At 67.5% G+C, this 25345-nt stretch carries 22 protein-coding genes; 10 read left to right on the top strand and 12 right to left on the bottom strand.

Features of this window, described 5'->3' with window-relative positions; all coding sequences use genetic code 11:
* The first annotated feature begins 3 nt into the window (after positions 1-3).
* Together AC04PT_RS08340 and AC04PT_RS08335 are read left to right on the top strand one after the other, a co-directional pair.
* Positions 4-447: a hypothetical protein gene (locus tag AC04PT_RS08340; protein ID WP_482873191.1), complete on the top strand. Its 444-nt coding sequence runs from the start codon at positions 4-6 to the stop codon at positions 445-447.
* 2 nt (positions 448-449) lie between these two features.
* Positions 450-1451 carry a TraB/GumN family protein gene (locus tag AC04PT_RS08335; RefSeq protein ID WP_482873543.1) on the top strand — a complete coding sequence of 334 codons (1002 nt, stop codon included), beginning with the start codon at positions 450-452 and terminating at the stop codon, positions 1449-1451.
* Positions 1452-1515: 64 nt separating this feature from the next.
* Here AC04PT_RS08335 and AC04PT_RS08330 read toward each other — a convergent pair whose 3' ends face one another.
* From AC04PT_RS08330 to AC04PT_RS08305, 6 genes are all read right to left on the bottom strand, one after another.
* On the bottom strand, positions 1516-3528 hold the full coding sequence (locus AC04PT_RS08330) for a M3 family metallopeptidase (protein WP_482873190.1): 2013 nt from the start codon (positions 3526-3528) through the stop codon (positions 1516-1518).
* Between the two features lies 1 nt (position 3529).
* Positions 3530-4582: a HesA/MoeB/ThiF family protein gene (locus AC04PT_RS08325; protein ID WP_482873189.1), complete on the bottom strand. Its 1053-nt coding sequence runs from the start codon at positions 4580-4582 to the stop codon at positions 3530-3532.
* Positions 4582-5019: a dUTP diphosphatase gene (gene dut / locus AC04PT_RS08320; protein WP_482873542.1), complete on the bottom strand. Its 438-nt coding sequence runs from the start codon at positions 5017-5019 to the stop codon at positions 4582-4584. The genes AC04PT_RS08325 and dut overlap by 1 nt, the downstream gene beginning before the upstream one ends.
* A gap of 69 nt (positions 5020-5088) precedes the next feature.
* Entirely contained in the window at positions 5089-6282 is a 1194-nt protein-coding gene (coaBC, locus tag AC04PT_RS08315; RefSeq protein WP_482873188.1) for a bifunctional phosphopantothenoylcysteine decarboxylase/phosphopantothenate--cysteine ligase CoaBC, read from the bottom strand.
* 72 nt (positions 6283-6354) lie between these two features.
* On the bottom strand, positions 6355-7128 hold the full coding sequence (locus AC04PT_RS08310) for a ChaN family lipoprotein (RefSeq protein WP_482873187.1): 774 nt from the start codon (positions 7126-7128) through the stop codon (positions 6355-6357).
* Positions 7125-8003 (bottom strand): RNA polymerase factor sigma-32, encoded by an 879-nt coding sequence (locus tag AC04PT_RS08305; protein WP_482873186.1) that lies wholly within the window; start codon positions 8001-8003, stop codon positions 7125-7127. Before AC04PT_RS08305 ends, AC04PT_RS08310 begins: the two co-directional genes overlap by 4 nt.
* 184 nt (positions 8004-8187) lie before the next feature.
* On the opposite strand from AC04PT_RS08305, the gene AC04PT_RS08300 reads away from it, so the two are divergent.
* Entirely contained in the window at positions 8188-9051 is an 864-nt protein-coding gene (locus AC04PT_RS08300; RefSeq protein ID WP_482873185.1) for a glutathione S-transferase, read from the top strand.
* 99 nt (positions 9052-9150) lie between these two features.
* Positions 9151-10665, top strand: coding sequence for a YifB family Mg chelatase-like AAA ATPase (locus AC04PT_RS08295; RefSeq protein WP_482873184.1), 1515 nt, complete (start codon positions 9151-9153; stop codon positions 10663-10665).
* Here the strand turns inward: AC04PT_RS08295 and AC04PT_RS08290 are convergent.
* From AC04PT_RS08290 to rsmI, 4 genes are all read right to left on the bottom strand, one after another.
* On the bottom strand, positions 10631-11530 hold the full coding sequence (locus AC04PT_RS08290) for an alpha/beta hydrolase (RefSeq protein WP_482873183.1): 900 nt from the start codon (positions 11528-11530) through the stop codon (positions 10631-10633). The two genes, AC04PT_RS08295 and AC04PT_RS08290, sit on opposite strands and share 35 nt — an antisense overlap.
* Positions 11527-12462: a glutathione synthase gene (gshB, locus tag AC04PT_RS08285; RefSeq protein WP_482873182.1), complete on the bottom strand. Its 936-nt coding sequence runs from the start codon at positions 12460-12462 to the stop codon at positions 11527-11529. The genes AC04PT_RS08290 and gshB overlap by 4 nt, the downstream gene beginning before the upstream one ends.
* 70 nt (positions 12463-12532) lie before the next feature.
* The gene (locus AC04PT_RS08280; protein WP_482873181.1) at positions 12533-12931 is read right to left on the bottom strand and encodes a YraN family protein; all 399 of its coding nucleotides are present in this window, start codon (positions 12929-12931) and stop codon (positions 12533-12535) included.
* 17 nt (positions 12932-12948) lie between these two features.
* Entirely contained in the window at positions 12949-13830 is an 882-nt protein-coding gene (rsmI, locus tag AC04PT_RS08275; protein ID WP_482873180.1) for a 16S rRNA (cytidine(1402)-2'-O)-methyltransferase, read from the bottom strand.
* A 109-nt stretch (positions 13831-13939) separates the two neighbouring features.
* Here rsmI and AC04PT_RS08270 point away from each other — a divergent pair, with 109 nt between their 5' ends.
* Positions 13940-15133: a penicillin-binding protein activator gene (locus AC04PT_RS08270; protein ID WP_482873179.1), complete on the top strand. Its 1194-nt coding sequence runs from the start codon at positions 13940-13942 to the stop codon at positions 15131-15133.
* Entirely contained in the window at positions 15093-17906 is a 2814-nt protein-coding gene (locus tag AC04PT_RS08265; protein ID WP_482873178.1) for a [protein-PII] uridylyltransferase, read from the top strand. The genes AC04PT_RS08270 and AC04PT_RS08265 overlap by 41 nt, the downstream gene beginning before the upstream one ends.
* Positions 17907-18008: 102 nt before the next feature.
* Here AC04PT_RS08265 and AC04PT_RS08260 read toward each other — a convergent pair whose 3' ends face one another.
* Complete coding sequence (locus tag AC04PT_RS08260; RefSeq protein WP_482873177.1) at positions 18009-18617, bottom strand: TetR/AcrR family transcriptional regulator; 609 nt, start codon at positions 18615-18617, stop codon at positions 18009-18011.
* Between the two features lie 158 nt (positions 18618-18775).
* Here AC04PT_RS08260 and AC04PT_RS08255 point away from each other — a divergent pair, with 158 nt between their 5' ends.
* The 4 genes from AC04PT_RS08255 (at position 18776) to AC04PT_RS08240 (ending at position 24706) form a co-directional block, all read left to right on the top strand.
* Entirely contained in the window at positions 18776-19249 is a 474-nt protein-coding gene (locus tag AC04PT_RS08255) for an OsmC family protein (RefSeq protein WP_482873176.1), read from the top strand.
* 87 nt (positions 19250-19336) lie between these two features.
* On the top strand, positions 19337-20683 hold the full coding sequence (locus tag AC04PT_RS08250; protein WP_482873175.1) for a TldD/PmbA family protein: 1347 nt from the start codon (positions 19337-19339) through the stop codon (positions 20681-20683).
* Positions 20670-21440 carry an inositol monophosphatase family protein gene (locus tag AC04PT_RS08245; RefSeq protein ID WP_482873174.1) on the top strand — a complete coding sequence of 257 codons (771 nt, stop codon included), beginning with the start codon at positions 20670-20672 and terminating at the stop codon, positions 21438-21440. Before AC04PT_RS08250 ends, AC04PT_RS08245 begins: the two co-directional genes overlap by 14 nt.
* Before the next feature lie 74 nt (positions 21441-21514).
* The gene (locus AC04PT_RS08240; protein ID WP_482873173.1) at positions 21515-24706 is read left to right on the top strand and encodes a 2Fe-2S iron-sulfur cluster-binding protein; all 3192 of its coding nucleotides are present in this window, start codon (positions 21515-21517) and stop codon (positions 24704-24706) included.
* 103 nt (positions 24707-24809) lie between these two features.
* Here the strand turns inward: AC04PT_RS08240 and AC04PT_RS08235 are convergent, their stop codons facing one another.
* Positions 24810-25277 carry a CoA-binding protein gene (locus AC04PT_RS08235; RefSeq protein WP_482873172.1) on the bottom strand — a complete coding sequence of 156 codons (468 nt, stop codon included), beginning with the start codon at positions 25275-25277 and terminating at the stop codon, positions 24810-24812.
* Positions 25278-25345 lie beyond the last annotated feature (68 nt).

Genomic DNA, 25345 nt, shown 5'->3' with positions numbered 1-25345 from the left:
AACATGGACAAGACCGAGTTGAAAACCCGGATGATCGAACTGGCGCAGGCCGACTACGAGGCTTCGCGCGAGAAGTACGAAGCGCTCGCGGCCGAGGCCCGGGTGCCGCGGGACGAACCGGTGGAAAGCGACCAGCAATCGCGGGCGGAATCGACGGGCGAGATGGCGGCGGCCTGGGACGAGGCGATGCATGACGACGACGCCCGCCTGAAACGCCTGCGCGAGCTGGACTTCGGGGCGAAGAACGAGGTCACCGAGGGCGCGGCGGTGGAGATCGACGGCCGGCTGCTGGTCGTCAGCGTGTCGACCCAGGAATTCGACTTCGACGGTAAGCGGGCGATGGGTATTTCTCCCGCGGCGCCGATCTACGAGGCGATGGCGGGGATGAGCGCGGGGGACAGCTTCAGCTTCAACGGCAGCGAGCACAAGATCAAGGGCATCCATTGAGCGTGGCGCGGGAGGGTTTCGGGTTGCGAATGATCCTGGCCGGGGTGCTGGCCTTCTTGCCGGCGCTGGCCTGGGCCGAGGGTTGCGCGGGCACCGATCTGCGCGACGCGCTGAGTGCCCAACAGAAAGAGGATCTGAAGGCGACAGAGGCCGCAACGCCCTTTCCGCGCGGCAACCACTGGCGGGCGACGCTGGGCGACCGCGAGATCCACCTGATCGGCACGATGCACATTCCCGATCCGCGGCTGGACCCGGTGGTCGAACGGCTTACGCCCGTGATCGCGGGCGCCGACCTGATGTTTCTCGAAGCCACGGCGGAGGATCAGAAGCAGCTTGAGAGGGACATGGCGTCGGACACCTCGTTGCTGCTGTTGCAGAACACTTCGCTGCCGGAACTGATGGACGAGGACGACTGGCAGCAACTGGCCGAAGCGGCGCGGGCGCGGGGCATTCCGCCGTTCATGGCGGCAAAGATGCAGCCATGGTATCTGTCGCTGGTGATGGCGCTGCCGCCCTGCGCGATGGGCCTGCTCACCGAGGGCGAGGGACTGGATGCGCGGATCGAGGCTCTGGCCCAGGAGGCCGGGGTCGAACGGCGCTCGCTGGAGCATTACACGACCGTGTTCAAGGCCTTCAACGCCGAGCCGCTGGAGGAGCAGCTGCGCATGCTTCAGGTGGGCATCTATCCCGATGACCTGGGCGCGGACCTTCTGGAGACCACCATCGCGGCCTATTTCGACGAGGCACATTCCGACGCCTGGCAGATGTCACGGGTGATGACGTTTCAGCATCTCGACCTGCCTGCGGCGGAGATCGAGGCAATGCTGGATGAGATGGAGCGGAAACTGCTGATCGACCGCAACCTCGCCTGGATGGAGGTGATCACGGCGGCAGAGGCCGATGATATGGTGGTGGCGGTCGGCGCGGCGCACCTGATGGGGGAAAGCGGATTGCTGAACCAGTTGCATCAGCGCGGGTACGAATTGGAGCGGCAGCCGTTCTGACGGTGGCGCGACCCACGGCCCTGCGGCCTTGGGACGTGCCACCGTACAGGTTGCCCATCGCCGGTCAGGCCGCCAGCCCGCGCCCCTTCAAAAGCGCCTCGACCCCCGGCATGCGGCCGCGGAACGCGAGGTAGAGCGCCTCGGCCTCCTGAGAGCCACCGGCGGAGAGCACGTGCTGCTCAAGCTTGGCGGCCATGTCCGGATCAAAGGCTCCGCCGGCCTCTTCGAAGGCGGCGAAGGCGTCGGCGTCCATCACCTCGGACCACATGTAGCTGTAGTAGCCGCTGGAATAACCGTCGCCCGCGAAGACATGGGCGAAATGCGGCGTGGCGTGGCGCATCCCGATGGCCCGGGGCATGCCCAACGCCTGTAGCACCTCGGCCTGTTTCGCCATCGGGTCGGCAGGCGCCGCGCCTTCGTGGAACGCCAGATCCACCAGCGCCGAGGCGACGTATTCCACCGTCTGGAACCCCTGATCGAAGTTCGCGGCCTCCAGTACGGTTTCGAGCATCGCCTGCGGCATCGGCTCGCCGGTCTCGACGTGGGTGGCGAAGGATTGCAGCACCTCGGGCACTTCCAGCCAATGTTCGTAAAGCTGGCTGGGCAGTTCCACGAAGTCGCGCGCCACCGAGGTGCCTGCGATCATGTCATAGGTCACGTCCGACAGCATCTGGTGCAGCGCGTGGCCGAATTCGTGGAACAGCGTGCGCGCGTCATCGTAGGACAGGAGCGCCGGGTCGCCCTTGGCGAAGTTGCAGGTGTTGACGACGATGGGCCGCTGTTCGTCCGGGAACGTGCGCTGCATCCTGAGCGCGGAGCACCAGGCTCCCGAGCGTTTCGAGCCGCGCGCGAAGTAGTCGCCGATGAAGACCGCGATGTGCCGGCCGTTGCGCGTCACCTCCCACGCGCGGGCGTCGCGGTGAAAGAGCGCCACGTCGAGCGGCTTGAACTCAAGCCCGAACAGGCGGTGCGCGCAGTCGAAGGCGGCCTCGATCATGCGGTCGAGTTGCAGGTAGGGTTTGAGCGCCGCCTCGTCCAGATCATGCTCGGCCTGGCGGCGTTTGGCAGCGTAGTGGTGCCAGTCCCACGGTTCCAGCGCGCCGTTGATGCCCTCGGCGTGCATCATGTCTTCCAACACCTGCGCATCGGCCTCGGCCCGCGCCTTGGCCGGTCCCCAGACCGCCATCAGAAGCTCGCGCACCTTGTCGGGGGTGCCGGCCATTTCGGTCTCGAGCTTGTAGGAGGCGAAGTCGGCATAGCCCAGCAGGTTGGCGCGCTCCTCGCGCAGCGCCAGGATCTCGGCGGCGATCGTCCGGTTGTCGGTTTCGCCACCGTTCGCTCCGCGCGCGGCCCAGGCGCGATAGGCGGTCTCGCGCAGGTCGCGGCGGGGGGAGGCCTGCAGGAAAGGCGTGATCAGAGAGCGTGACAGGGTGATGACCGGGCCGCCCGCCTCACGCTCTTCGCCCGCGGCGCGGGCCGCGGCGACCAGAAACCCCGGCAGGCCCTCCAGATCGCCCTCGGAGAGCTTGAGCTGCCAATCGCGTTCATCGGCCAGAAGGTTCTGGGTGAAGGCGGTGCCAAGCTTGGCCAGCCGCTGCTTGATTTCCTTCATCCGGTCGGCGTGGGCGCCATCCAGCGCCGCACCAGCGCGCACGAAGCTGCGATGGAGCAGGAACAGCACACGCGCCTGTTCCGGGGTCAGATCCAGCGTGTCACGCAATTCCCATACGATGCGGATGCGGTTATAAAGCGCCCGGTTGCCGTAGATCTCGGCCGAATGCGCGGCCAGCCGGGGGGAATAGTCGCGCATCAGCTCTTCGCGGCGGGGCGTGCTGTCGCTGCCTGCAAGGTTGAAGAACACCGAGGCCACGCGGTCCAGCGTCTCGCCACAGCGGATCATCCCTTCGATCGTGTTGGCGAAGGTCGGCGGCTCCGGGTTCTCGGCGACCTGTGCGACCTCGGCCAGATCCTCGGCCAGCGCGGCGTCGAGCGCAGGCGCGAAGTGATCGTCGGTTATTTCCGCGAAGGGCGGCAGGCCGAAGGGTCCCGACCAGGGGGCAAGCAACGGGTTACTCACGTCAGATATCCTCTCTCGGGCCGCAGACCGGGCAGTCGCCGCGCGGCTTCAGGGTGATCTTGCGGGTTTCGGACCATAGCGCATCGTAAATCAGCATCTCGCCATATAGGGCCGCGCCCGCGCCCGTCAGCACCTTGATCGCCTCGACCGCCATCATCGCCCCGACCACGCCCGGCAAGGGGCCGAGAACGCCCGCCTCGGCGCAGGAGGGCGCAAGCCCGGCGGCGGGAGCCTTGGGGAAGATGCACTGGTAGCAGGGCGTGCCGCGTTTCGGATCGAAGACCGACAGCTGCCCCTCCCATTGGCTGAGCGCACCAGAGATCAGCGGGATGCCCGCCGCCGCCGCGACCCTGTTGGCAAGATAGCGGGTGTCGAAGTTGTCGCTGCCGTCGAGCACCACGTGGTAGCCGGCGAACAGGTCCGGCGCGATGTCGGCGTCGAGCCGGCGGTGAAAGGGTTTTACGGTCACATAGGGGTTCTGCGCCTGCATCGCCGCCTGCGCCGAGAACACCTTGGGCGAGCCGATGTCGGCATCGGCGTGGATCACCTGCCGTTGCAGGTTGGCGTTTTCCACCACGTCGTCGTCGATCACCCCGATCTCGCCCACGCCGGCCGCCGCGAGGTATTGCAGCGCCGGCGCACCAAGCCCCCCTGCCCCGATTACCAGCACCCGCGCCTTGCGCAGCTTCTGCTGGCCCGGTCCGCCAAGCTCACGCAGCACGATGTGGCGGGCGTAGCGCTCAAGCTCGGTTCCGGACATGCGGCCATCCGGGGGGACGTCCGGCGCTTTCTCCTGTGCCTCGGCCCTTGTCTTGAGCCGCCGCAGCAGGTGCCGGTAGGCCAGCCCCAATGCGACGAAGCCCGCCAGCAGCAGCCAGAGCGCCGGATCGCCCCCCGTGGCTTCGCGCAGGGCGTGCCCTTCGGGAAACAGGAATTGGATGCCCAGCACCGCCACGAAGAGCAACCCGATCAAGGGCCAGCGCGCCGCCCGGGGCAGGCCGAACACCCGGCCCAGCCCCCAGATCGCCGCCGCCAGTGCCAAGACCAGCAGCATCAGCCGCGCCCCGTGGAGCCGAAGCCGCCATCGCCGCGCGCCGTCGCGTCCAGCGCGTCGACCAGCGCGAACTCCGCCTGCACCACCGGCGCCAGCACCATCTGCGCGATGCGCATGCCATGGACGATCTCGAAAGCCTCGGAGCCTGCGTTCATCACGATCACCCCGAGCGGCCCACGATAGTCGCTGTCGATGGTGCCCGGCGCGTTCAGCACCGTCAGCCCGTGTTTCAGCGCGAGCCCCGAGCGCGGCCGCACCTGCACCTCGTATCCTGCGGGCACCGACAGCCGCAGCCCGGTCGGCACCAGCATCCGCTCGCCCGGCGCCAACACGGCGGCCCCGCGACCCGCGAAGTTCGCCCGCAAATCGGCCCCCGCCGCGCCCGCGGTCTCATATCGGGGCAGCCCGATCCCCCGGTCCGCCGCCTCGTCCCACATCACCTTCAGAGAAACCACGCTCCGCCCTTCATCTTGCCAGAAAAACTCCCGCCGGAGGCTCCCGCCCTCTCAGCCCAGCGCCTCGGCCAGCCGCGCGGCAAGCCGGTCCGCCACCGCGCCCTTGTCCATGCGCGGCCATGTCTCGGCCCCGTCGCCGGTGATCAGCACGACCGCGTTCTCGGTGCCGCCCATGATTCCGGTTCCGGGCGAGACATCGTTGGCGACGATCCAGTCGCAGCCCTTGCGCTGGCGCTTGGCGGTGGCGTTGTCGACGACGTCGTCGGTCTCGGCGGCGAAGCCCACCACCAGTGGTGGCCGGCCCTCGCCCATCTGTGCCACGGTGGCCAGGATATCGGGGTTCTCGGCGAACTGTAGGATGGGCAATTTGCCCATCGTTTTCTTAATCTTCGATTCGCTCTGCTCGGCCATCCGCCAGTCGGCCACCGCCGCCGCGAACACCGCTGCATCCACGGGCAAGGCCGCCTGCACCGCCTCGAGCATCTGATGTGCGGTTTCGACCCGGCGCAGTTTCACCCCGTCGGGCGGCGCCACCGCAGCCGGGCCGGTGACAAAGACCACCTCTGCCCCCAGCGCCAAAAGCGCCCGCGCTATCGCGGTGCCCTGTGCGCCGGAGGATCGGTTGGCAATGTAGCGCACCGGGTCGATCGGCTCGTGCGTCGGGCCCGATGTCACCAGCACGCGCCGGCCGCTGAGGGGCCCTGTCGTAAAGTGTCGCTCGACCGCCGCGACGATCTCGGGCACCTCGGACAACCGCCCGGGTCCGAATTCGCCGCAGGCCATGTCGCCGTCGTTCGGCCCCACCACGGTGACGCCATCGCCCTTCAGCAGGTCCAGATTGCGCTGGGTCGCCGGGTGCTGCCACATGCGCACGTTCATTGCCGGGGCGATCATCACCGGCGTGTCGGTCGCCATCAGAAGGGTCGCGGCAAGATCCCCCGCCAGCCCCTGCGCCATCTTCGCCATCAGGTCCGCCGTTGTCGGCGCCACCAGCACCAGATCAGCTACGCGGCTGAGCTGGATGTGGCCCATCTCGGCCTCCTTGGTGAGGTCGAAGAGGTCGCGGTGCACCTCTTCACCGGCCAGCGCCGAGACGCTCAAGGGGGTCACGAATTCCTCGGCGGCGCGGGTCATCACCGGCGTCACCGTGGCGCCGCGCTCGCGCAACCGGCGGATCAGGTCGAGGCACTTGTAGGCCGCGATGCCGCCGCCGATGATCAGAAGTATGCGCTTGCCCGCCAGCATCCCCGGCCTCCGTTCAGGATCGCGCCCGACCCTACGGCCATTGCGACCGGACCCGCAAGGGCGGATCAGCTGCTAGCGGAAGGCCTCGCAGGGATCGTCACGCGGGGCAGCCGGCGCAAAGACGATCTCATCGAACGCGCCGTCCGGCGGCACGCCGTCCTCGCCCTGTCCGAGCGCATGGACCCTGACCTGCGGCGCGACCCGCGCCAGCACCGAGGGCAGACCCCAGTCGCGGCGGGCGTGGCCGTTGCCGGTGATGACCGCCACCGGGCCTTCGGTGTCATCGAGCGCGCGCAGCACCGCACGGGCCAGGGCAGCGTCCCGAAGGCGCTGAGCCTCGACCATGCCCGGCAGCATGTCCGGCGGCAGGGCGTCGCAGTGCGCCGCCAGTTGCAGCGCCTCTCGGGCCTGCTGGATGGCCACAGGCAGGGGTTCCGCAAGGCCGTAGTCCGCGGCCTCCGCGCCGAAGGCTTGCGCCGCGCCGGAGCCGATGGCCTTCGACGCCGCTTCGCGGGGGACCAGCGCACCGTAGATTTTTGCATCGGGGGCGGCCTTAAGGATCGGATAATACAGCGAGAAGTCCGGCCAGCCGCGCTGAGACCAACGCAGGGCCTCGCGCAGGGCCGCCTGATTGCCGCGCATCTCTGCCGTCACCGCCTCGGCATCTTCGGCCGTCACCATTTCGAGCACCAGCGCCGCCGGCGCGATCCTGGCCACCCGGCGGGCCTGTTCTTCGTGGTGCGCGGGATTGTCGTGCACCTCGCCCAGCACGTAGACATCGAAAACCCCGGCCGCATGGGCGACCGGGGCAAAAATCGTTACCAGAATGACCAGCCAGAACCTCATACGAGGAATTCATGCACCTCGCGGCTCTGGCCCTCAAGCGATTTGCGCATCTTCTGGAAGGCCGCGGCCTCCAACTGGCGCACCCGCTCCTTGGACAGCCCAAGCTCGTTGCCGAGACTCTCCAGTGTCCGCGCCTGATCGCGCAGTTTGCGTTCGCGCACGATGAAGCGCTCGCGTTCGTTCAGCGCCTGCATCGCAACCACCAGCCACGTGCGCAGTTGCTCGGTGTCGTGCAGGTCCTCGACCTGCTCGGCCGCGCCGGGGCCTTCATCCTCGATGGTGTCGATCCATTCGCGGCCCTCGTCCTCGACCGATTGGGTGGCGTTCAGCGAGAAGTCCGAACCCGACAGGCGGCCTTCCATCATCTCGACATCCGCCAGCGGCACGCCGATCTCGGTCGCGATCATGTGGCGCATCTGGAACTTGTCGAGCGTCTCGCCGTGGGCCGCCGCCTCGCGCTCAAGCCGCGCCTGCACCCGGCGCAAATTAAAGAACAGAGATTTCTGCGACGAGGTCGAACCGGTCCGCACCATCGACCAGTTGCGCATCACGTAATCCTGGATCGACGCCTTGATCCACCAGACGGCATAGGTGGAAAAACGCACGCCCCGGTCGGGATCAAATTTGTCGGCGGCCTTCATCAGCCCGAGACCGGCCTCCTGGATGAGATCGTTCATCGGGGCCCCGTACCGTCGGAACTTGGCGGCCATCGAGATCGCCAGCCGCATGTAAGCGGTAATCATCCGGTGCAGGGCCTCTTCATCCCGATGGTCGCGCCACGCGTAAGCGAGGGCGCGTTCGGTCTCTGCGTCCAGCAGTTCGGCCTTCATCGCTGCGCGGGAGAGGCGTCGGTCGTCGAATGCGTCAAGGGCCATGGTCAAATCCCGTTTTGTAGGCGGTCGTCTATGACTTCGCTGCTGACACGACCGGGGCCGGTCCGGGTCGACAGCGTACTATGGATGTGGCTGGTCAGCATGCTCACGACTGATCACGTTTGCTGATGCGGGGGGCCACCAAAGCGCGTTGGACAGGGGTTGCAAGGGCGCCTACCGTCTGCACATGACGAATATTCTGCATATCGGCGATTACGCCTATTCCAGCTGGTCGCTGCGCGGCTGGCTGCTTTATAAACGATTTGGAATTGAGTGCCGGGTTGCCCGTGTCGATTTTCACGTTAAGTCCTCTGTCCGTACACAGGTACAACAGTCTCCGGCCCGAACGGTTCCCGCCGCGTCGCTGAAAAGTGGCGGATTTGTATGGGACTCGTTGGCCTTGGCCGAAGAACTGGCCGATCTGCACCCCGATGTGGGACTTTGGCCGACAGACCCCGCGCTGCGCGCAACGGCCCGTTCACTGAGCGCCGAAATGCACTCTGGCTTCGGCGTATTGCGCGACGAGTGCCCGATGAACCTGCGCACGGCCTATCGCGATGTGCCGGTCAGCGCGGCCTTGCGGGACGACCTCAACCGGATCGAGGAACTCTGGAATTTCGCGCAGGCGCAGTCCGGTGGGCCGTGGCTCTGCGGTGACTATTCGGCGGCCGACGCCTTCTTTGCCCCGGTGGCGGCACGCATTGCCGGCTATGGGTTGCCGGTCGGACCCGAGGCCGGCGCCTATGTCGCGCGGCACCTGTCCGATCACGCCTTCCGGCGCTGGCGCGCCATGGGGCTTGTGTCAGGCGAGACGCTTGCACGATACGCCAAGCCCCATGCCACGCGCCCATGGCCCGGACCTCAGCCGGAACCGGCCAGTCGATGCGACGGACCGGCCGAGAACGCCACCTGCCCCAACTCCGGCAAGCCGGTCACACACATGATGACGTTTCGTGGCCGGACGTGGGGCTTCTGCAACGCGTTCTGCCGTGACAAGACCGTGGCCGACCCAACCGTCTGGCCGCCCTTCATGGCGATGGTGGACGGGTAGGACGGGCGCTGTGCCTCCGTCCTGTGGTTGCCGTTAACCTTTCCTCAACCTCTCGCTCGCCAATACTGGTTAACACGTCCTGACCGGAGCAGCGGCCCGATGGTTTCCCGCGCCTACACCGTCGCCTTCGAAGGCGTCACCGCCCGCCCGGTCGAGGTGCAATGCGCGGTCACTGCCGGGATGCCCGCCTTTTCCATCGTGGGCCTGCCTGACAAGGCGGTTTCGGAGGCCCGCGACCGGGTGCGCACGGCGCTGACCGCGATGTCCATCGCCCTTCCGTCCAAGCGCATCACCGTCAACCTGTCGCCCGCCGATCTGCCCAAGGAAGGCTCTCACTTCGATCTGCCGATCGCGCTGGGCCTGCTGGCGGTGCTGGAAATCATCCCGGAGGACGAGGTCGGGCGGATCGTGGCTTTGGGGGAGCTGTCGCTCGACGGCGGTCTTGTCCCGGTGATTGGTGCCCTTCCTGCGGCGATGACCGCGGCCGAGCATGACCGCGCCCTGCTCTGCCCCAGCGCCTCCGGCCCCGAAGCGGCCTGGGTCGGCGCGACCGAGGTGCTGGGCGCCGCGACACTGTCAGACGTGGTGCGCCATTTCACCGGCCAGTCGCCGCTGCCCCCGGCCGAGCCCGGCGAGGTTCGCCCGGCGCCGGCCGACCGGGACCTGCGGGACGTGCGCGGGCAGGAGCGGGCCAAGCGCGCGCTCGAGATTGCCGCGGCCGGGCGCCACCACCTGCTGATGGTCGGCACGCCCGGCTCTGGCAAGTCCATGCTTGCCGCGCGCCTGCCCACTATCCTGCCCGACCTGACCGCCGCCGAGGCCTTGGAGACCTCGATGATCCATTCGCTGGCCGGGCTGCTCGACGAAGGCGGCATCTCGCGCGCGCGACCGTTCCGCGAGCCGCATCACACAGCCTCGATGGCCGCCATCGTCGGCGGCGGGCGGGGCGCCAAGCCGGGCGAAATCAGCCTTGCGCACAATGGCGTGCTTTTCATGGACGAGTTCCCCGAGTTTCCGCGCATGGTGCTGGAAACCCTGCGCCAGCCGATCGAGACCGGAGAGGTCATGGTCGCCCGCGCCAATGCCCACATCCGGTATCCCTGCCGCTTCATGCTGGTCGCCGCCGCGAACCCGTGCAAATGCGGCTACCTGCCCGACCCTACGCGCGCCTGCGCCCGCGTTCCCGCCTGTGGCGAGGAATACATGGGCCGCATCTCCGGCCCGCTGATGGACCGTTTCGACCTGCGCGTCGACGTGCCGCCCGTCAGTTTCGCGGACCTCGACCTGCCTGAAAACGGCGAGACCTCGGCCGAGGTGGCGGCCCGGGTCGAAACCGCCCGACAGGTGCAGGAGGCCCGCTACGTCGAGATGCCACGCACCCGCGTCAACGCGGACATCCAGGGCAACGCGCTGGAGGCCTTCGCGACACCGGACCCGGAGGGACGCGAATTGCTGCTGAAGGCCGCCGACCGGTTCGGACTGACCGCGCGCGGCTATCACCGGGTTCTGCGGGTAGCGCGGACCATCGCCGATCTGGACGGCGCCGGCGACATCCGTCGGCCGCACGTGGCCGAAGCGCTCAGCTATCGGCTGATGGGCGCGAAAGACACCTGATCCATATGGCCAGCTCGCGCAGGGTCGCGCGGGCTTCGGGCAGGAGGCTGTGCAGGATTGGCCAGACGTGCGGCAGATCGTGCGCGATGACCTCGGTCACGTCATTGCCCTGCGCGCGGAGCCGTTCGGTCATCCGCCGGGTGTCGTCGAGCAGGATCTCGCTGTCGGAGGCAACCAGCCAGACGGGCGGCGCGGCGGGATAGACCGCAAACAGCGGCGAGGCGCGGGGGTCGTTGGCATCGGCGCCCTGAAGGAACATGTCGGCCACCTCTTGGCAGCGATCGGCTGGCAGGATCACCTCGGACGCGGCGTTGCCGATGATGCTGTCGCCGGAATAGGTCATGTCGGTCAGCGCCGAAAAGGCAAAGAGGCCAAGCGGCACCCGCAGCCCGCGGCGCAGGATCTCGGCCAGCAAGGCCAGCGCCAGACCGCCGCCGGCGCTGTCGCCGCCGAGGATCACGCCGCCGGGATGGTCCGCGACTTTTTCGTAGACCGCCAGCGCATCCTCGACCGCAGCGGGAAAGGCATGTTCGGGCGCCTTGCGGTAATTGGGCAGCAGCGCCGGGCAGCCGGTCAGCCGTGACAGGTGGGCCAGCATGGCGCGGTGGGTGCGGGGCGAGCCGAAGACATAGCCGCCGCCGTGCAGGTAGAGGATCAGCGGCCCCTCCGGACCGTCGTTGACCCATGTGGCGGGGCGTCCGGCCACCTCGGCCTCGATGAACCGGCTGCCGCGCGGCGGCCAGAAGAACAGGCGGGCGTTGGTTTCGAACGGGCGGCGCAGCTGCTCGGGCGTGCGGGCGCGGGCCATGCGCCCGCGTTCGACAGCGCGCAGCCAGGCATTGAGGGGGCGGCGGATCAGGCTCACTTGCGTTTGGCCTCGATGGCCTCCCAGATCTTCGCGGCGACATTGATGCCGTCAAAGCGCTCGAGTTCCTGGATGCCGGTGGGCGAGGTGACGTTGATCTCGGTCAGCCAGTCGCCGATCACGTCGATGCCGACGAACACCTGCCCCTTCTCGCGCAGCAGCGGGCCGATGCGGGCGCAGATCTCGCGGTCGCGTTCGGTGAGATCGGTTTTCTCGGGGCGCCCGCCGACATGCATGTTGGACCGGGTTTCACCCTTGGCGGGCACCCGGTTGATGGCGCCGACCGGCTCTCCGTCGACGAGGATCACCCGCTTGTCGCCGCTGGACACGGCGGGCAGGAATTTCTGCACGATCAGCGGCTCGCGCGAGAACCCGGTGAACAGTTCGTGCAACGAGGCAAGGTTGCCGTCGGCCTGGGTCAGCTTGAAGACCCCTGCGCCGCCGTTGCCGTAGAGCGGTTTGAGGATGATGTCGCCGTGCCGGTCCCGGAAGTTGCGCAGGGTCTGCAGATCACGGGCGACGGCGGTGGGCGGCGTGAGGTCGGGGAAGTCGAGGACCAGCAGTTTCTCGGGGTAATTGCGGACCCAGAACGGATCGTTGACCACCAGCGTGGTGTCCTTCAGCCGGTCCAGCAGATGGGTGTAGGTGATATAGGCCATGTCGAAGGGCGGGTCCTGACGCAGCCAGACGACATCGAATTCGGCAAGGTCGACCTCGCGCATCTCGCCCAGTTGGGCGTGATCGCCCTGCACCCGCTTGACCCGCAGGTCCTGTCCGCAGGCGGTGATCCGGCCTTCCTGATACGCCAGTTTGTCGGGCACGTAGTAGAACAGCTCATGCCCGCGCGCCTGCGCTTCCTCGGCCAGACGGAAAGTTGAGTCGGCGTTGATGTCGACGGCCCCTATCGGGTCCATCTGAAAGGCGATCTTCATGGGCCTGCCCCTGCGCTGGTGTCTGGTCCTTACATGGCGCAAGGCGGAACGGGGTGCAATGGCAGTGCGGTCAGTAGCCCATCAAGGCACCTTGGAGGATCTGCACCTGTCCGCTGGCATCCATCAGGGCGGCGTCGAAGCGGACATCGCTGAGCGCGCCGTTGGGGCACTGCCCGATAAATTCCTCGGCGGTGGCGTGGATGCGGGCGATCTGGCGCGGGGTGATCCGGGCCAGCGCATTGTCGAATGAGCCGGCTTTCTTGACCTCGACGAAGACATAGGTGCCGTCGGTATCCTGCAGGATCAGGTCGATTTCACCGCCCTGGCCGCGCCATCGGCGGGCAAGGGTGCGCTGACCGGCGGCCACGTAGTGGCGTTCGACCGCATCCTCGGCAGAAGCGCCGGCGAGGTTGTTGCGACGGCCACGACGGGCACGGACGTCCGGGGCATGTGCGAAACCGAGCGACATGGCGTGATCCTGCGAAATCAGTCCTTCGCCAGTTCTAGAGCCATTTGGTAAACGAAACGTTTCTTTTGCCCGAAGGCCGCGGCGACAACCTCGGCGGCGTCGCGCACCGACATGGTTTCAAGCGCCTTGCGCAGGGCGGTCTCGATATCCTCATCAGCGTCTTCCGGCGCGGCCCCCTTGCCGATGACGACGACGAATTCGCCCTTGGGATCGCGCTCCGAGATGCTCTGCGCAAGCTCGCCTAGCGGCGCGCGGACCACCTCTTCGAACTTCTTCGTCAACTCGCGGCAGGTGGCGGCAGGGCGGTCTCCGAGCACCTCGGCGGCGTCGGCCAGCATCGCGGCAACCCGGCGCGGCGATTCGTAGAATACCAGCGTCGCCGGCACCCCGGCCAGTTCGGTCAGCGCCTTTTTGCGTGCCGAGGACGACGACGGCAGGAACCCGGCGAAGAAGAACCGGTCGGTGGGCAGGCCGGCCACATTGAGTGCCGCCAGCACCGCCGAGGCGCCGGGGGCGGCCATGACCCTGTGCCCTTCGGCGGCGGCCACGCGGGCAAGATCGAACCCGGGGTCCGAAATGAGCGGCGTCCCGGCTTCGGAGGCGTAAGCCACCGACTGTCCTTCTGCCAATGCCTGAATCAGCCCGGGGCGCACCGCATCGCCGTTGTGTTCGTGATAGGCGCGGATCTGCCGGCCCTCCAGCGCCACGCCGTGCAGCTCCATCAGGCGGCGCAGTGACCGGGTGTCTTCGGCCGCGAGCACATCGGCACCGGCCAGCAGGTCAAGCGCGCGCAGCGTGATGTCGCGCGCATTGCCGATCGGCACCGCGACGAAATGCAATCCGGGCGGTACCGCACGGGCGTCTCTCTGCCAGTTATGGCCTTGATTCGGATTACCCACTGGACCCGCCTCTCTTCGTGACTATTATCCCGCCGACACCTAGTACCCCGTCACACCCGTAATCCGCGTGGTTCAGGCCGCGCCGTCCAACCGAGAAGTGAGACAGCCCATGTTTGCCGTTTTGTCCGCCGCCCGCAAGCGGTTGCGTTTGCCGCGTCTTGGCCGCATTGCAGCCGGTGCTTTCGGCATCGCCGCGCTGGCCGCCTGCGAACCCATCCAATTGGCCGGCAGTGGCGGCGGCACGGGCCAGCGGATCAACACCGCGCAACCGGTGCCGGTGGCGCTCTTGGTGCCCAAAAGCGATTCCGGCGCAGGCGCCGTGGCCCGCGCGCTGGAGAATGCCGCCAAGCTGGCGATTGCCGATCTGGACGGGGCGGAAATCGACCTGCGGGTCTATGACACCGGCGGCAACGCCGCGACCGCGGCATCGCAGGCGCAGAAGGCCGTCGACGCGGGCGCCAAGATCATCCTCGGGCCGCTGTTCGGCGAAGCGGCGAACGCCGTGGGCGTGCAGGTGGCCGACGACAACGTCAATGTGCTGAGCTTTTCGAACAACCCGTCGATCGCGGGTGGCAACGTCTTCATCCTTGGATCGACCTTCCGCAACACCGCCAACCGTCTGCTGGGTTATGCCCGCCAGAACGGCAAGAGCTCTGTCACCGTGGTCTATCCTAACAACGTCGAAGGCCAGTTCGGCAAGGCGGCGATCGAGGCCGCGGCGGGCGGCAACGGTATCCAGGTGATGGCCACCGAGAGCTTCGACTTCTCGCAGCAGGGCGTGATCAACGCCATGCCGCGGATCGCGGCGGCAGCACAGCAGTCCGACGCGGTCTTCCTGACCTCGAACGCCGCCGGGGCCTTGCCGCTTCTGGCGCAGCTTCTGCCCGAGAACGGCGTCGACCCCGCGAGCACGCAGTACATGGGCCTCAGCCGCTGGGACTCGCCGCCGCAGACGCTGGAACTTGCCGGACTGCAGGGCGGCTGGTTCACCATGCCCGACACCAACCGCGATGCCAGCTTCAGGAGCCGCTATCAGTCGGCCTACGGCGCATCGCCCCACCCGCTGGCCGGTCTGGCCTATGACGGGATTGCAGCCATTGGCGCGCTTGTGGCACAAGGCAAGTCAGATGCCCTGACCGCGGGCGCCCTGACGCAGGCCGCAGGGTTCCAGGGCACAGGCGGCGTGTTCCGGCTGCGGTCTGACGGGACCAACGAGCGTGCCCTGGCGGTGGCCACGATACGCGGCAAGAAGGTGGTGATCCTTGACCCAGCCCCGACCCGTTTCGGCCGAGCCGGTTTCTGACCAGACTGCAACCTTTGCAATCGACGACGTCCTGATCTGTCCCGCGGCGCGCATCTTCGATGGCGCCGCGGTCGAGCCCCTGATCGCCGGATATGACGGCGGCTCATCCTCGGACTTCCGCAAGGCGCTGGTGGCGCAACTGCTGGAGGCCCGCAAAGCCGGCATGGCGGTCATCGCCGAGGCGCTGCGCGCCAAGCCGCTGGCCGCCGAGGCCGCGAAACGATCCTACACCTGGCTGACCGACCAGTTGGTGCTGACCGCATGGCGCGTCGCCGTGGAGGTCCTGCATCCGCTGTCCAACCCGACGCGGGGCGAGAAGCTGGCGCTGATCGCGGTGGGCGGCTACGGCCGGGGCGAGATGGCGCCGCATTCCGATGTCGACCTGCTGTTCCTGACGCCGCACAAGATCACGCCCTGGGCCGAAAGCGTCATTGAATCGATGCTCTATGTCCTCTGGGACCTGCGGCTCAAGGTCGGGCATTCGTCGCGCACCATCCGCGACTGCCTGCGGCTTGGAGGCGAGGATTTCACCATCCGCACCGCCCTGCTGGAGCACCGCCTGCTGGCCGGTGACATCAAGCTGGCGGCGGACTTCGACAAGCGGCTGGCGAAGGAGCTTTTCACCGGCAGCGAGCGCGAGTTCGTGGAGGCCAAGCTGGAAGAGCGCGACGCCCGGCACGAAAAGCAGGGCGGCCAGCGCTACATGGTCGAGCCCAACGTCAAGGAGGGCAAGGGCGGGCTGCGCGACCTGCAATCGCTTTACTGGATCGCCAAGTATGTCCACCATGTCGACCATTCCAGCGACCTGGTGCCGCTGGGCGTGTTCCGGCCCGAGGAATACGAAAGCTTCGTGACCGCCGAGAACTTCCTTTGGGCGACGCGCTGCCATCTGCATCTGGTGGCGGGACGGCCGCAGGAGCAACTGACCTTCGACCTTCAGGTCGAGGTGGCCGAGCGCATGGGTTATACCGACAAGGGCGGGCGCCGCGCGGTCGAGCACTTCATGCAGGATTACTTCCTGCAGGCCACCGAAGTCGGCGACCTGACCCGCATCTTCCTGACCGCGCTGGAGGCTGATCACACCAAGGGCCCGGCACTGCTGGAGCGCCTGTTGCGGCAGGCCAAGACCGTGCGCATCCGGCTGAAGAGCAACTACGAGGTGCTGAACGGCCGGTTGGCGATCACCGACGACGCCGTCTTCCTGTCCGACAAGCTGAATCTCTTGCGGCTGTTCGAGGAAGCGCTGCGCACCGATCTGCTGATCCACCCCGACGCCATGCGGCTGGTGAAAGCCAACCTGCACCTGATTGACGACGACATGCGCCGCGACCCGGCGGCGGCGCAACAGTTCCTTGATCTGCTGCTGAAACACGGCAACCCGGAACGCGCCCTGCGCCGGATGAACGAGACCGGCGTTCTGGCTGCCTTCATCCCTGAATTCGAGCCGATCGTGGCGATGATGCAGTTCAACATGTACCATCACTACACGGTCGACGAACACACCATTCAGGTGATCCACCACCTGGCCGAGATCGAGCGCGGCGAACTGGGCGAGGAGCTGCCGGTCTCGACCGAGATCATCGAGACCGGGCTGGACCGCAAGGTGCTTTACGTGGCGCTGCTGCTGCACGACCTCGGCAAGGGACGGACCGAGGACCATTCGATCCTCGGCGCCCGCATCGCTCGCACCGTGGCACCTCGGCTGGGGCTGAACCGCCGCGACAGCGAGACCGTCGAATGGCTGGTGCGCTATCACCTGCTGATGTCCGACATGGCGCAGAAACGCGACATTGCAGATCCGCGCACGGTGCGCGACTTTGCCAAGGCAGTGAAGACGGTGGAGCGGCTGGACCTGCTGTGCGTGCTGACGGTCTGCGACATTCGCGGCGTGGGGCCGGGAACCTGGAACAACTGGAAGGCCGTTCTGATCCGCGCGCTCTATCGCCAGACAAGGCGCGCGCTTGAGGACGGGATGGAGGCGCTTAACCGCGAGAACCGCGGCACCGAGGCCAAGAAACTGCTACGCAAGGCGCTGCGCGACTGGCCGAAGAAGGATGTGCGGGTCGAAACCGGGCGGCATTATCCGCCCTATTGGCAGGGGCTGCATGTCACCGCGCATGTGGTCTTTGCCGAATTGCTGCGCGGGCTCAAGGACGACGAGATTGCCATCGACCTGTCGGTGGACGAAGACCGCGACGCCACCCGTGTCTGCTTTGCCATGGCCGACCATCCCGGCATCTTCAGCCGGATGTGCGGGGCGCTGTCGCTTGTCGGGGCCAACGTGGTGGACGCGCGCACCTTTACCACCAAGGACGGGTTCGCCACCGCCGCCTTCTGGGTGCAGGACGCAGACGGTTCGCCCTATGAGGCCGGTAAGCTGCCGCGGATGCGGACCATGATCCACAAGACGCTGATGGGCGAGGTGGTGACCGGCGAGGCGATCAAGTCGCGCGACAAGATCAAGAAGCGCGAGCGCGCCTTTAGGGTGCCGACGCATATCACCTTCGACAACGACGGGTCCGAGATCTACACGATCATCGAGGTCGATACGCGGGACCGGCCCGGCCTGCTTTACGATCTGACGCGGACACTGGCCAATGCCAACGTCTACATCTCGTCCGCGGTGATCGCGACCTATGGCGAACAGGTGGTGGACAGCTTCTACGTCAAGGACATGTTCGGGCTGAAGTTCCATTCGGCGGCCAAGCAGAAGGCGCTGGAGAAGAAGCTGCGCGAGGCGATTTCCAAGGGGGCGGAGCGGGCGGTTTCATGACCCCTGCCGGGGTTTCGGCCGCTGTCCTGATGCCGCCCCGGACCTGATCCGGGGCCTCAGGGTCAGTTACAGGCCGGGACCGCAGTGCCGAAGGCCAGCGGCCTAGTCCGTCACGACTTCCGCCAGATAGCCCAGAACGGCCCGGTCGACCCGGCCGCACAGGGCGCCGGCATCGCCCTCACCCGCCGCGACGGCCGCCCGCGCCATGCCTTCTGCAATGGCCAGCACGTCGCGCGCGACGGTCTCCGGGTCATCGACGTAGAACTCTGCCAGCACCGCGACCACCTGCGCCGGCACCTGTGCCCTTTGCTGAACCAGCGCGCGGTCTTCGGGCAGTTCCGCCTCGGCCCGCTCCAGCGCTGCGGACAGTGCCGGATCACGGAAATGATGCTCAAGCCGGACCTTGACCATATCGCGCAGGACCTCGAGCAGCCCGGCGGAGCCGGCGGCCGCGGCGGCCTGCTCCATCGCGTCGAGCAGCGCCGCGCGCCGGGCCGAGATCAGCGCCACCACGATGGACTGCTTGTTCGGGAAATACTGGTAGAGCGAGCCGATCGACACCCCCGCCCGGCGCGCGACGTGATTGGTGTTGAGCCCCCGCAGACCGTCGCGGGCGAGGACATCGCCCGCCGCCCGCAGGATCGCGTCGCAGGTCTTGCGGCTGCGCGGCTGACGGGGTGTCTTGCGCGGTTCCAGTGTCGCTTGCGCCATGAAGGTCCTCCGGTGCGGTCGCGGCTGTCCCCGTCATGCGCCGGAGCGGCGCCTTGAATCAAGCCTCGGGTGACGCGAGACGAGGGCTGTGCGCACCTTTTTCCTTGCCGACCGGGCCGGTCCCGGCGCTGATAGATGCAGACGGGGAGCACAAGACGATGGCATCGCACAGCTACACCAGCCACATCACCTGGACCGGCAACCGCGGCACCGGCACCAGCGCCTATCGGGCCTATGACCGGACGTGGGACATCGCGGTGCCGGGCAAGCCGGTGGTGCAGTGCTCGAACGATCCGCTGCTGGGCGGCGATCCGGGGCTGATGAACCCCGAAGACCTGCTGCTCTCGGCGCTCTCGGCCTGCCACATGCTGTGGTATCTGCACCTGGCCAGCGATGCCGGCATCCGCGTGCTGGCCTATACCGACGATCCCGTGGCCACGGGCGAGATCGATGCCTCGGGCGCAGGCCGCTTCGTCTCGGCCACCCTGCGCCCCCGGATCACGGTTCTGCAAGGCACCGATCCGGACTGCGCGCTTGCGCTGCACCATCGGATCCCCGAGGTCTGCTTCATCGCCCGTTCGGTGAATTTCCCTGTCGGCCATCAGCCCACCTTCATCGAGACCACTGCGTAGGATGGGTGGTTTCACCCATCTCCCCTGGCCGGCACCTTGCACCTTGGCCGCGCGGGCTCTACCTGTCACGGCAACAGGAGAGCCCCCATGCCGCATGATCCCAAGGACCTGACCCAGAGGCTGCTTGACGCCGCCCGCGCCGCCGGCGCCGAGGCCGCCGACGCAATCGCCATGACCGGCACCGCGCTGGACATCGACGTGCGCGCCGGAACGCTGGAACAAGCCGAACGCTCAGAGGCGACCGACATCGGGCTGCGCGTGCTGATCGGGCGGCGGCAGGCCAACGTCTCGGCCTCCGACACCCGCCTCGAGACCATGGAGGCCATGGCTCAACGCGCCGTCGCCATGGCGCGCGAGGCGCCCGAGGATCCGCACGTGGGCCTTGCCGATCCAGACCAACTGGCGCGCGACCAGTCGGCTGAGGCGCTGGAGCTTCACGACCCCGCGCCCGAGCCGGACCCGGCCGCATTGCAGGCGCAGGCCGAAGCGGCCGAGGCCGCCGCGCGATCAGTGAACGGCGTCACGCAGGTGCAATCCGCCTCGGCCAGCTATTCCGCGCGTCACGTCCACATTGCCGGCAGCAATGGCTTTTCCGGCGGCTACCGCCGCACCGGCACGTCGGTGTCCTGTGTCGCCATCGCCGGCGAAGGCCTTGGAATGGAGCGCGACTACGACGGCGACAGCCGCACCTTCGCCGCCGACCTGCGCCCGGCACAGGAGATCGGCGAGACCGCGGGCAGACGCGCCGTGGAACGGTTGAACCCGAAGAAGCCGCCGACGGGCGCCTACCCGGTGCTCTTCGACGAGCGCATTTCGGCCTCGCTGGTGGGTCACCTGCTGTCGGCCATCTCCGGCACCGCCGTTGCCCGTGGCGCGTCGTTCCTGCGTGATGCGCTGGGTCAGCCGGTGCTACCCGAGGCGCTCAGCCTGATCGAGGATCCGCACCGCCCCCGCGCCGCCGCCTCGCGTCCGTTCGATGCCGAGGGGCTGCCGACCAAACGTCGTGCCATTGTCGACAAGGGCGTGCTGACCGGCTGGACGCTCGACCTCGCCACCGCGCGCAAGCTGGGGATGGAGAGCACGGCCAACGCCGTGCGCGGCACCTCGGCCCCGCCGCATCCGTCGAACTGGAACATCGCGCTGACCCAGGGCGACAAGACCCGCGCCGATCTGATTGCCGACATGGGCACCGGGCTGCTGGTGACCTCGCTCATCGGTTCGACCATCAACCCCAACGCCGGCGATTATTCCCGCGGAGCGTCCGGCCTCTGGATCGAGAACGGTCAGATCACCCATGCGGTGAACGAAGTCACCATCGCCGGCAACCTGCGCGACATGCTGCGCCGGATCATCCCGGCCAACGACGCGCGGACGTACCTGTCGCGTGTCGTCCCCTCGCTGCTGGTCGAAGGCATGACCCTTGCCGGAAACTGACCTCGAGCTCCTGCTGCGGGCGGCGCGGGCGGCGGGCGAAACCGCGCTGACCTTTACCGGCCCCACCGCGAAAGCCTGGGACAAGCCCGGCCTCGGCCCGGTGACAGAGGCCGATTTCGCCGTCAACGACGTGCTGCACGACATCCTGCGCACCGCCCGGCCCGGGTACGGCTGGCTGAGCGAGGAAACCCCCGACACCCCCGACCGGTTGCAGCGCGCGCAGGTGTTCATCGTCGATCCGATCGACGGCACCCGCAGCTTCATCGAAGGTTCCGGCACCTGGGCGCATTCGCTGGCGATTGCCACCCGAGGCACGGTCACTGCCGCCGTGATCCACCTGCCGGCGCGCGAGCGGACCTTTGCCGCGGAACGTGGCGGCGGGGCGACCCTGAACGGCAATCCGATCACCACGGGGGACCGGGCAGATCTTGCCGGCGCTACCATGATGGCGCCCAAGGTCACGCTGCAACCCGGTCACTGGAAGGGCCGTCCGCCCGAGGTCTCGCGCCAGTTCCGCCCCTCGCTGGCCTATCGCATGGCGCTGATCGCACAGGGCCGCTTCGACGCCATGCTGACCCTGCGCCCGACCTGGCACTGGGACATCGCCGCGGGGGCCCTGATCGCCGAGGAGGCCGGCGCGCTGGCCACCGCCGCCGACGGCTCGCCGCTTGCGTTCAACACGCCCACGCCACAAAGCCCCGGTATCCTCACCGCCAACCCGGCCCTGCACGGGGCGATCCGGGCGCAGCTGGCGTAGGATGCGTGATTTCGCGCACCGCACCTTGACCTCCGCTTCCTGCCGGTGTCCCTATCGCCGCCGGGAGGAGTGACATGGGGTTCAGATTTTTCTCGGACAGGAAGCGGCCGGTACACCTCGGTCCCTACCCGCTCGAGCGGTTGCGGCGCGGGGACAGCGCCGACCTCTCGGCCGTGCCGCCGATGGCGCAACTTTCCTTCAACCGCCCTGACACCCCCGAAAACATCGTCAATGCCATGGGCGAATACCAGGCGATGCTGGATGCGATCCGCGACGGGCTGGTGAACAAGGTCCGGTCTGAGATACCCGAAGATCCCGAGGACCGCGCCAACCACCTGAAAGCCTTCGGCTATTTCAATGACGCCGCGATGGTGGGCATCTGCCGCCTGACGCCCGACATGCATCTGCATGAACCGCGCGCCAACCCCGACATCGACCGCCTTGCCGAGGATCTGCGCACGCGGCAGACCAAGACGCTGGCTTCGGGCATCGACGTCATCATGGCCGACCTTAAGGACAGCATGGAGGCGCCGCCCAGCAGCGTCGACGGCCACAGCCACGCCGTCGTCTATCTGTACGACAACCCGCGCGACCCGCGCCGCGGCGAGCCGGGCACCGACTGGCTGACGGATGCCGCCGCCCACCGCGGCGCGTTGCGCGCCAACGAAACCGCCTGCGTGATTGCCAACTACATCCGCCTGCTGGGCTGGGACGCCAAGGCGCATTCCGCCACCGCCTCGGATGTCTGCCTGCACCGGCTGGCAGTGGCCGCCGGGCTGTGCCTGGCCGCCGACGATCACCTGACCGCGCCCTACGTCGGCCGCAGCTTCGGGCTGGCGGCGGTGACCTGCACGCTGGAACTGGCCGCCGACGAACCCTTGGCAGAGGAACAGCCGCTGTTCCGCCCCGGCTGGTGGCTGGGCCATGGACATGCCAAGTCTGCGCTGAACCGCGACCCCTTTGCCAAGCGCGACTTCGCGCAGGGCCCGCACCCCTTTGAACGACTGAAACGGGTGGACGACCCCACCACCTTTATAGACGAGGCCAACGTGGCGCGGGTGCCGAAGCGCGCCGACATGTTCGCGCGGGCGCAGTTCGGCGACATGGGCAAGCCGTTGCAGGAGGCCACCAAGGGCGGGCACTACGTGCGCAAATCGGCGCCGTCTTTCGCCCAGCGCCGGGCGCTTGGCGCCTTCGTGCTGATCCAGGACGGCGAGGCGGAGCCTGAGGGGCCACGCCCCACGGATGCCCGGCGCAATGCGGCCAACGTCAAGGCGGCGAGCTATTTCCTGGGCATCGACGCGGTCGGCATCTCGCGCTGTCCGGACTGGACGTGGTACAGCCACGACGCCACCGGCGCGCCGATTGATCCGCCGCACGATCAGGCGGTCAGCATGATCGTCGATCAGGGCTTCGAGACGATGGAGGGCGCGTCGGGCGACGACTGGATCTCGGTCGCGCAGTCGATGCGCGCCTACCTGCGCTTTTCGCTGCTGGGCGGGGTCATGGCCAAGCAGATCCGCAATCTCGGCTACCCGGCCAAGGCGCATACGGTGATGGACGGCGAGGTATTGCAACCGCCGCTGCTGCTGCTTTCCGGGCTGGGCGAGGTCAGCCGCATAGGCGAGGTGATCCTGAACCCCTATCTCGGGCCGCGGCTGAAATCCGGCGTGGTGACGACGACCATGCCGGTGGCGCACGACAAGCCGATCGACTTCGGCCTGCAAAGCTTCTGCGAGGCTTGCAACAAATGCGCCCGCGAATGCCCCTCGGGGGCGATCACCGCCGGACCCAAGCTGATGTTCAACGGCTATGAGATCTGGAAATCCGACAGTCAGAAATGCGCCACCTACCGGATCACCACGCCCGGCGGCGCGATGTGCGGGCGCTGCATGAAGACCTGCCCTTGGAACCTGGAAGGGTTGTTCTCCGAGGCGCCGTTCCGCTGGGCGGCCTCCAACCTGCCGGCGCTTGCGCGGCCGCTGGCCAAGCTCGACGACATGGCCGGACGCGGCGGGCTGAACGACGTCAAGAAATGGTGGTGGGATATCGAATTGCAGGAGGACGGCGGCTATCGCCCCTCGCGTCATCCGCTGAACCGGCGCGATCTGCAGACCGACCTTGACCTGCGCTACGAGGACCAGACGCTGGCGGTCTATCCGGCGCCGCTGGCGCCGCATCCCTGGCCCTACCCGTTCCCGATGGACCGCGAGGCGGGGATCGAGGCCTATCAGGCGATGGTCACCGCCGAGGAGTACAAGCTGAAGCTGGCGCGGGGTGACGCGCCGCCGCATGTGTACCGAGTGCCCGGCGATGCGCCGGTGATCCGGGTCGAGGCGGTCAAGGCCGAGCGGATTTCGGACGACATCACCAAGTACGAACTTGCGGCGCTTGACGGTGGCGAATTGCCGGAGTGGACGGCGGGGGCGCATCTCGACATCGTGGTGGCGCCCGAGTTCCTGCGGCAATATTCGATGTCGGGCGATCCGGCGGACCGATCGCGTTACCAGATCGGGGTGCTGCGCGAGGAGGCAGGACGCGGCGGATCGAAACTGATGCACCGGATCTTCACGCCGGGGCGCAAGGTTTTCATTTCCAAGCCGATCAACCATTTCGAGTTGGTCGAGGACGCCGACAGGGTGCTGCTGATGGGCGGCGGCATCGGAGTGACGCCTATGATCGCCTTCGCCCACCGCCTGCACGCGCTGGGCCGCGACTTCGCGCTGCATTATTCGGTCCCGACACGCGCGGCGGCAGGTTACATGAAAGACATCGTGGGCTTTCCCTGGGCCGACCGGGTCAGCCTGCACGTCAGTGACGAAGGCACGCGAGCAGACCTCGGCAGGCTGATGTCCGGCTACAGGCCCGGTTGGCACGTCTACACCTGCGGGCCCGACCGTTACATGGACGCGGTGATCGCGGCGGCCGAGGCGGCGGATTGGCCGGAAGAGGCGCGGCATCTGGAACATTTCTCGGTGCCCGAGATGCCGGAGTACACGAACCATCCCTTTACCCTGCGCCTTTCGGACGGGCGCGCGTTCACCGTGCCGGCAGACAAGGCCGCAACCGATGTGCTGGCCGAAAACGGGGTGCATGTGGACGTGAAATGCTCAGACGGGATTTGCGGGGTCTGCCGCTGCCGGCTGGTCTCGGGCGAGGTGGAGCACCGCGATTTCGTGCTGTCGAAGGCGCAGCGGCGGGACAGCGTGATCCTGTGCCAGAGCCGCGCGGCCGACCCCGGCGGCGTGATCGAGATCGACCTGTAACGCAGAAGGATGCCGCTACCTCGTCCCGGGCGCCGCGCCGGGACCGCATGGTCGGCGTTGGCGCAGAGGTCCCGCAGCAGGTCCGGGACGGCAGCGCGCAATATCAGAGCTTCGAGGATATGATCCCGGTCGAGAAACCGCCCATCCGCAGCTCGCCGAAGAGCCGCTGGTATTCAATCTTGGGACAGCGGTTCATGATCACGTCGACGCCGCGCGCCTCGAGCATTGCCGCCGCTTCGTCGTGCTGCACGCCGATCTGCATCCAGAAGGTCTTGAGGTCGGGCAGGTGTGCCAGCGCTTGTTCGGCAATTTCCGGCACCGCCTCGGACCGGCGAAAGACGTCGACCATATCGACGTCTGCGGACACCTCGGACAGGTCGGCACGGATCACTTCACCGAACAGTTCCTTGCCGGCATGGCCGGGATTCACCGGGATCACCCGGTAGCCCTTGAGCTTCAGATAACGCGCCACATAGTAGCTGGGCCGCACCGGATTGGTCGACACGCCCACGACGGCGACGCATTTGCTGCGCTTGAGGATTTTGCGGAGACAATCGTCGGAATAGCTCATGAGCGCGACCCTAGCGGCACTACGGACAAGAAAAAAGCGCCCAGATCAATCTGGGCGCAGAGTGCGGA

The organism is Litorisediminivivens sp. KMU-197, from assembly GCF_056858395.1.
Note: the sequence above shows the minus strand (reverse complement) of the source record. Positions and strands in the feature narration are given on the sequence as shown.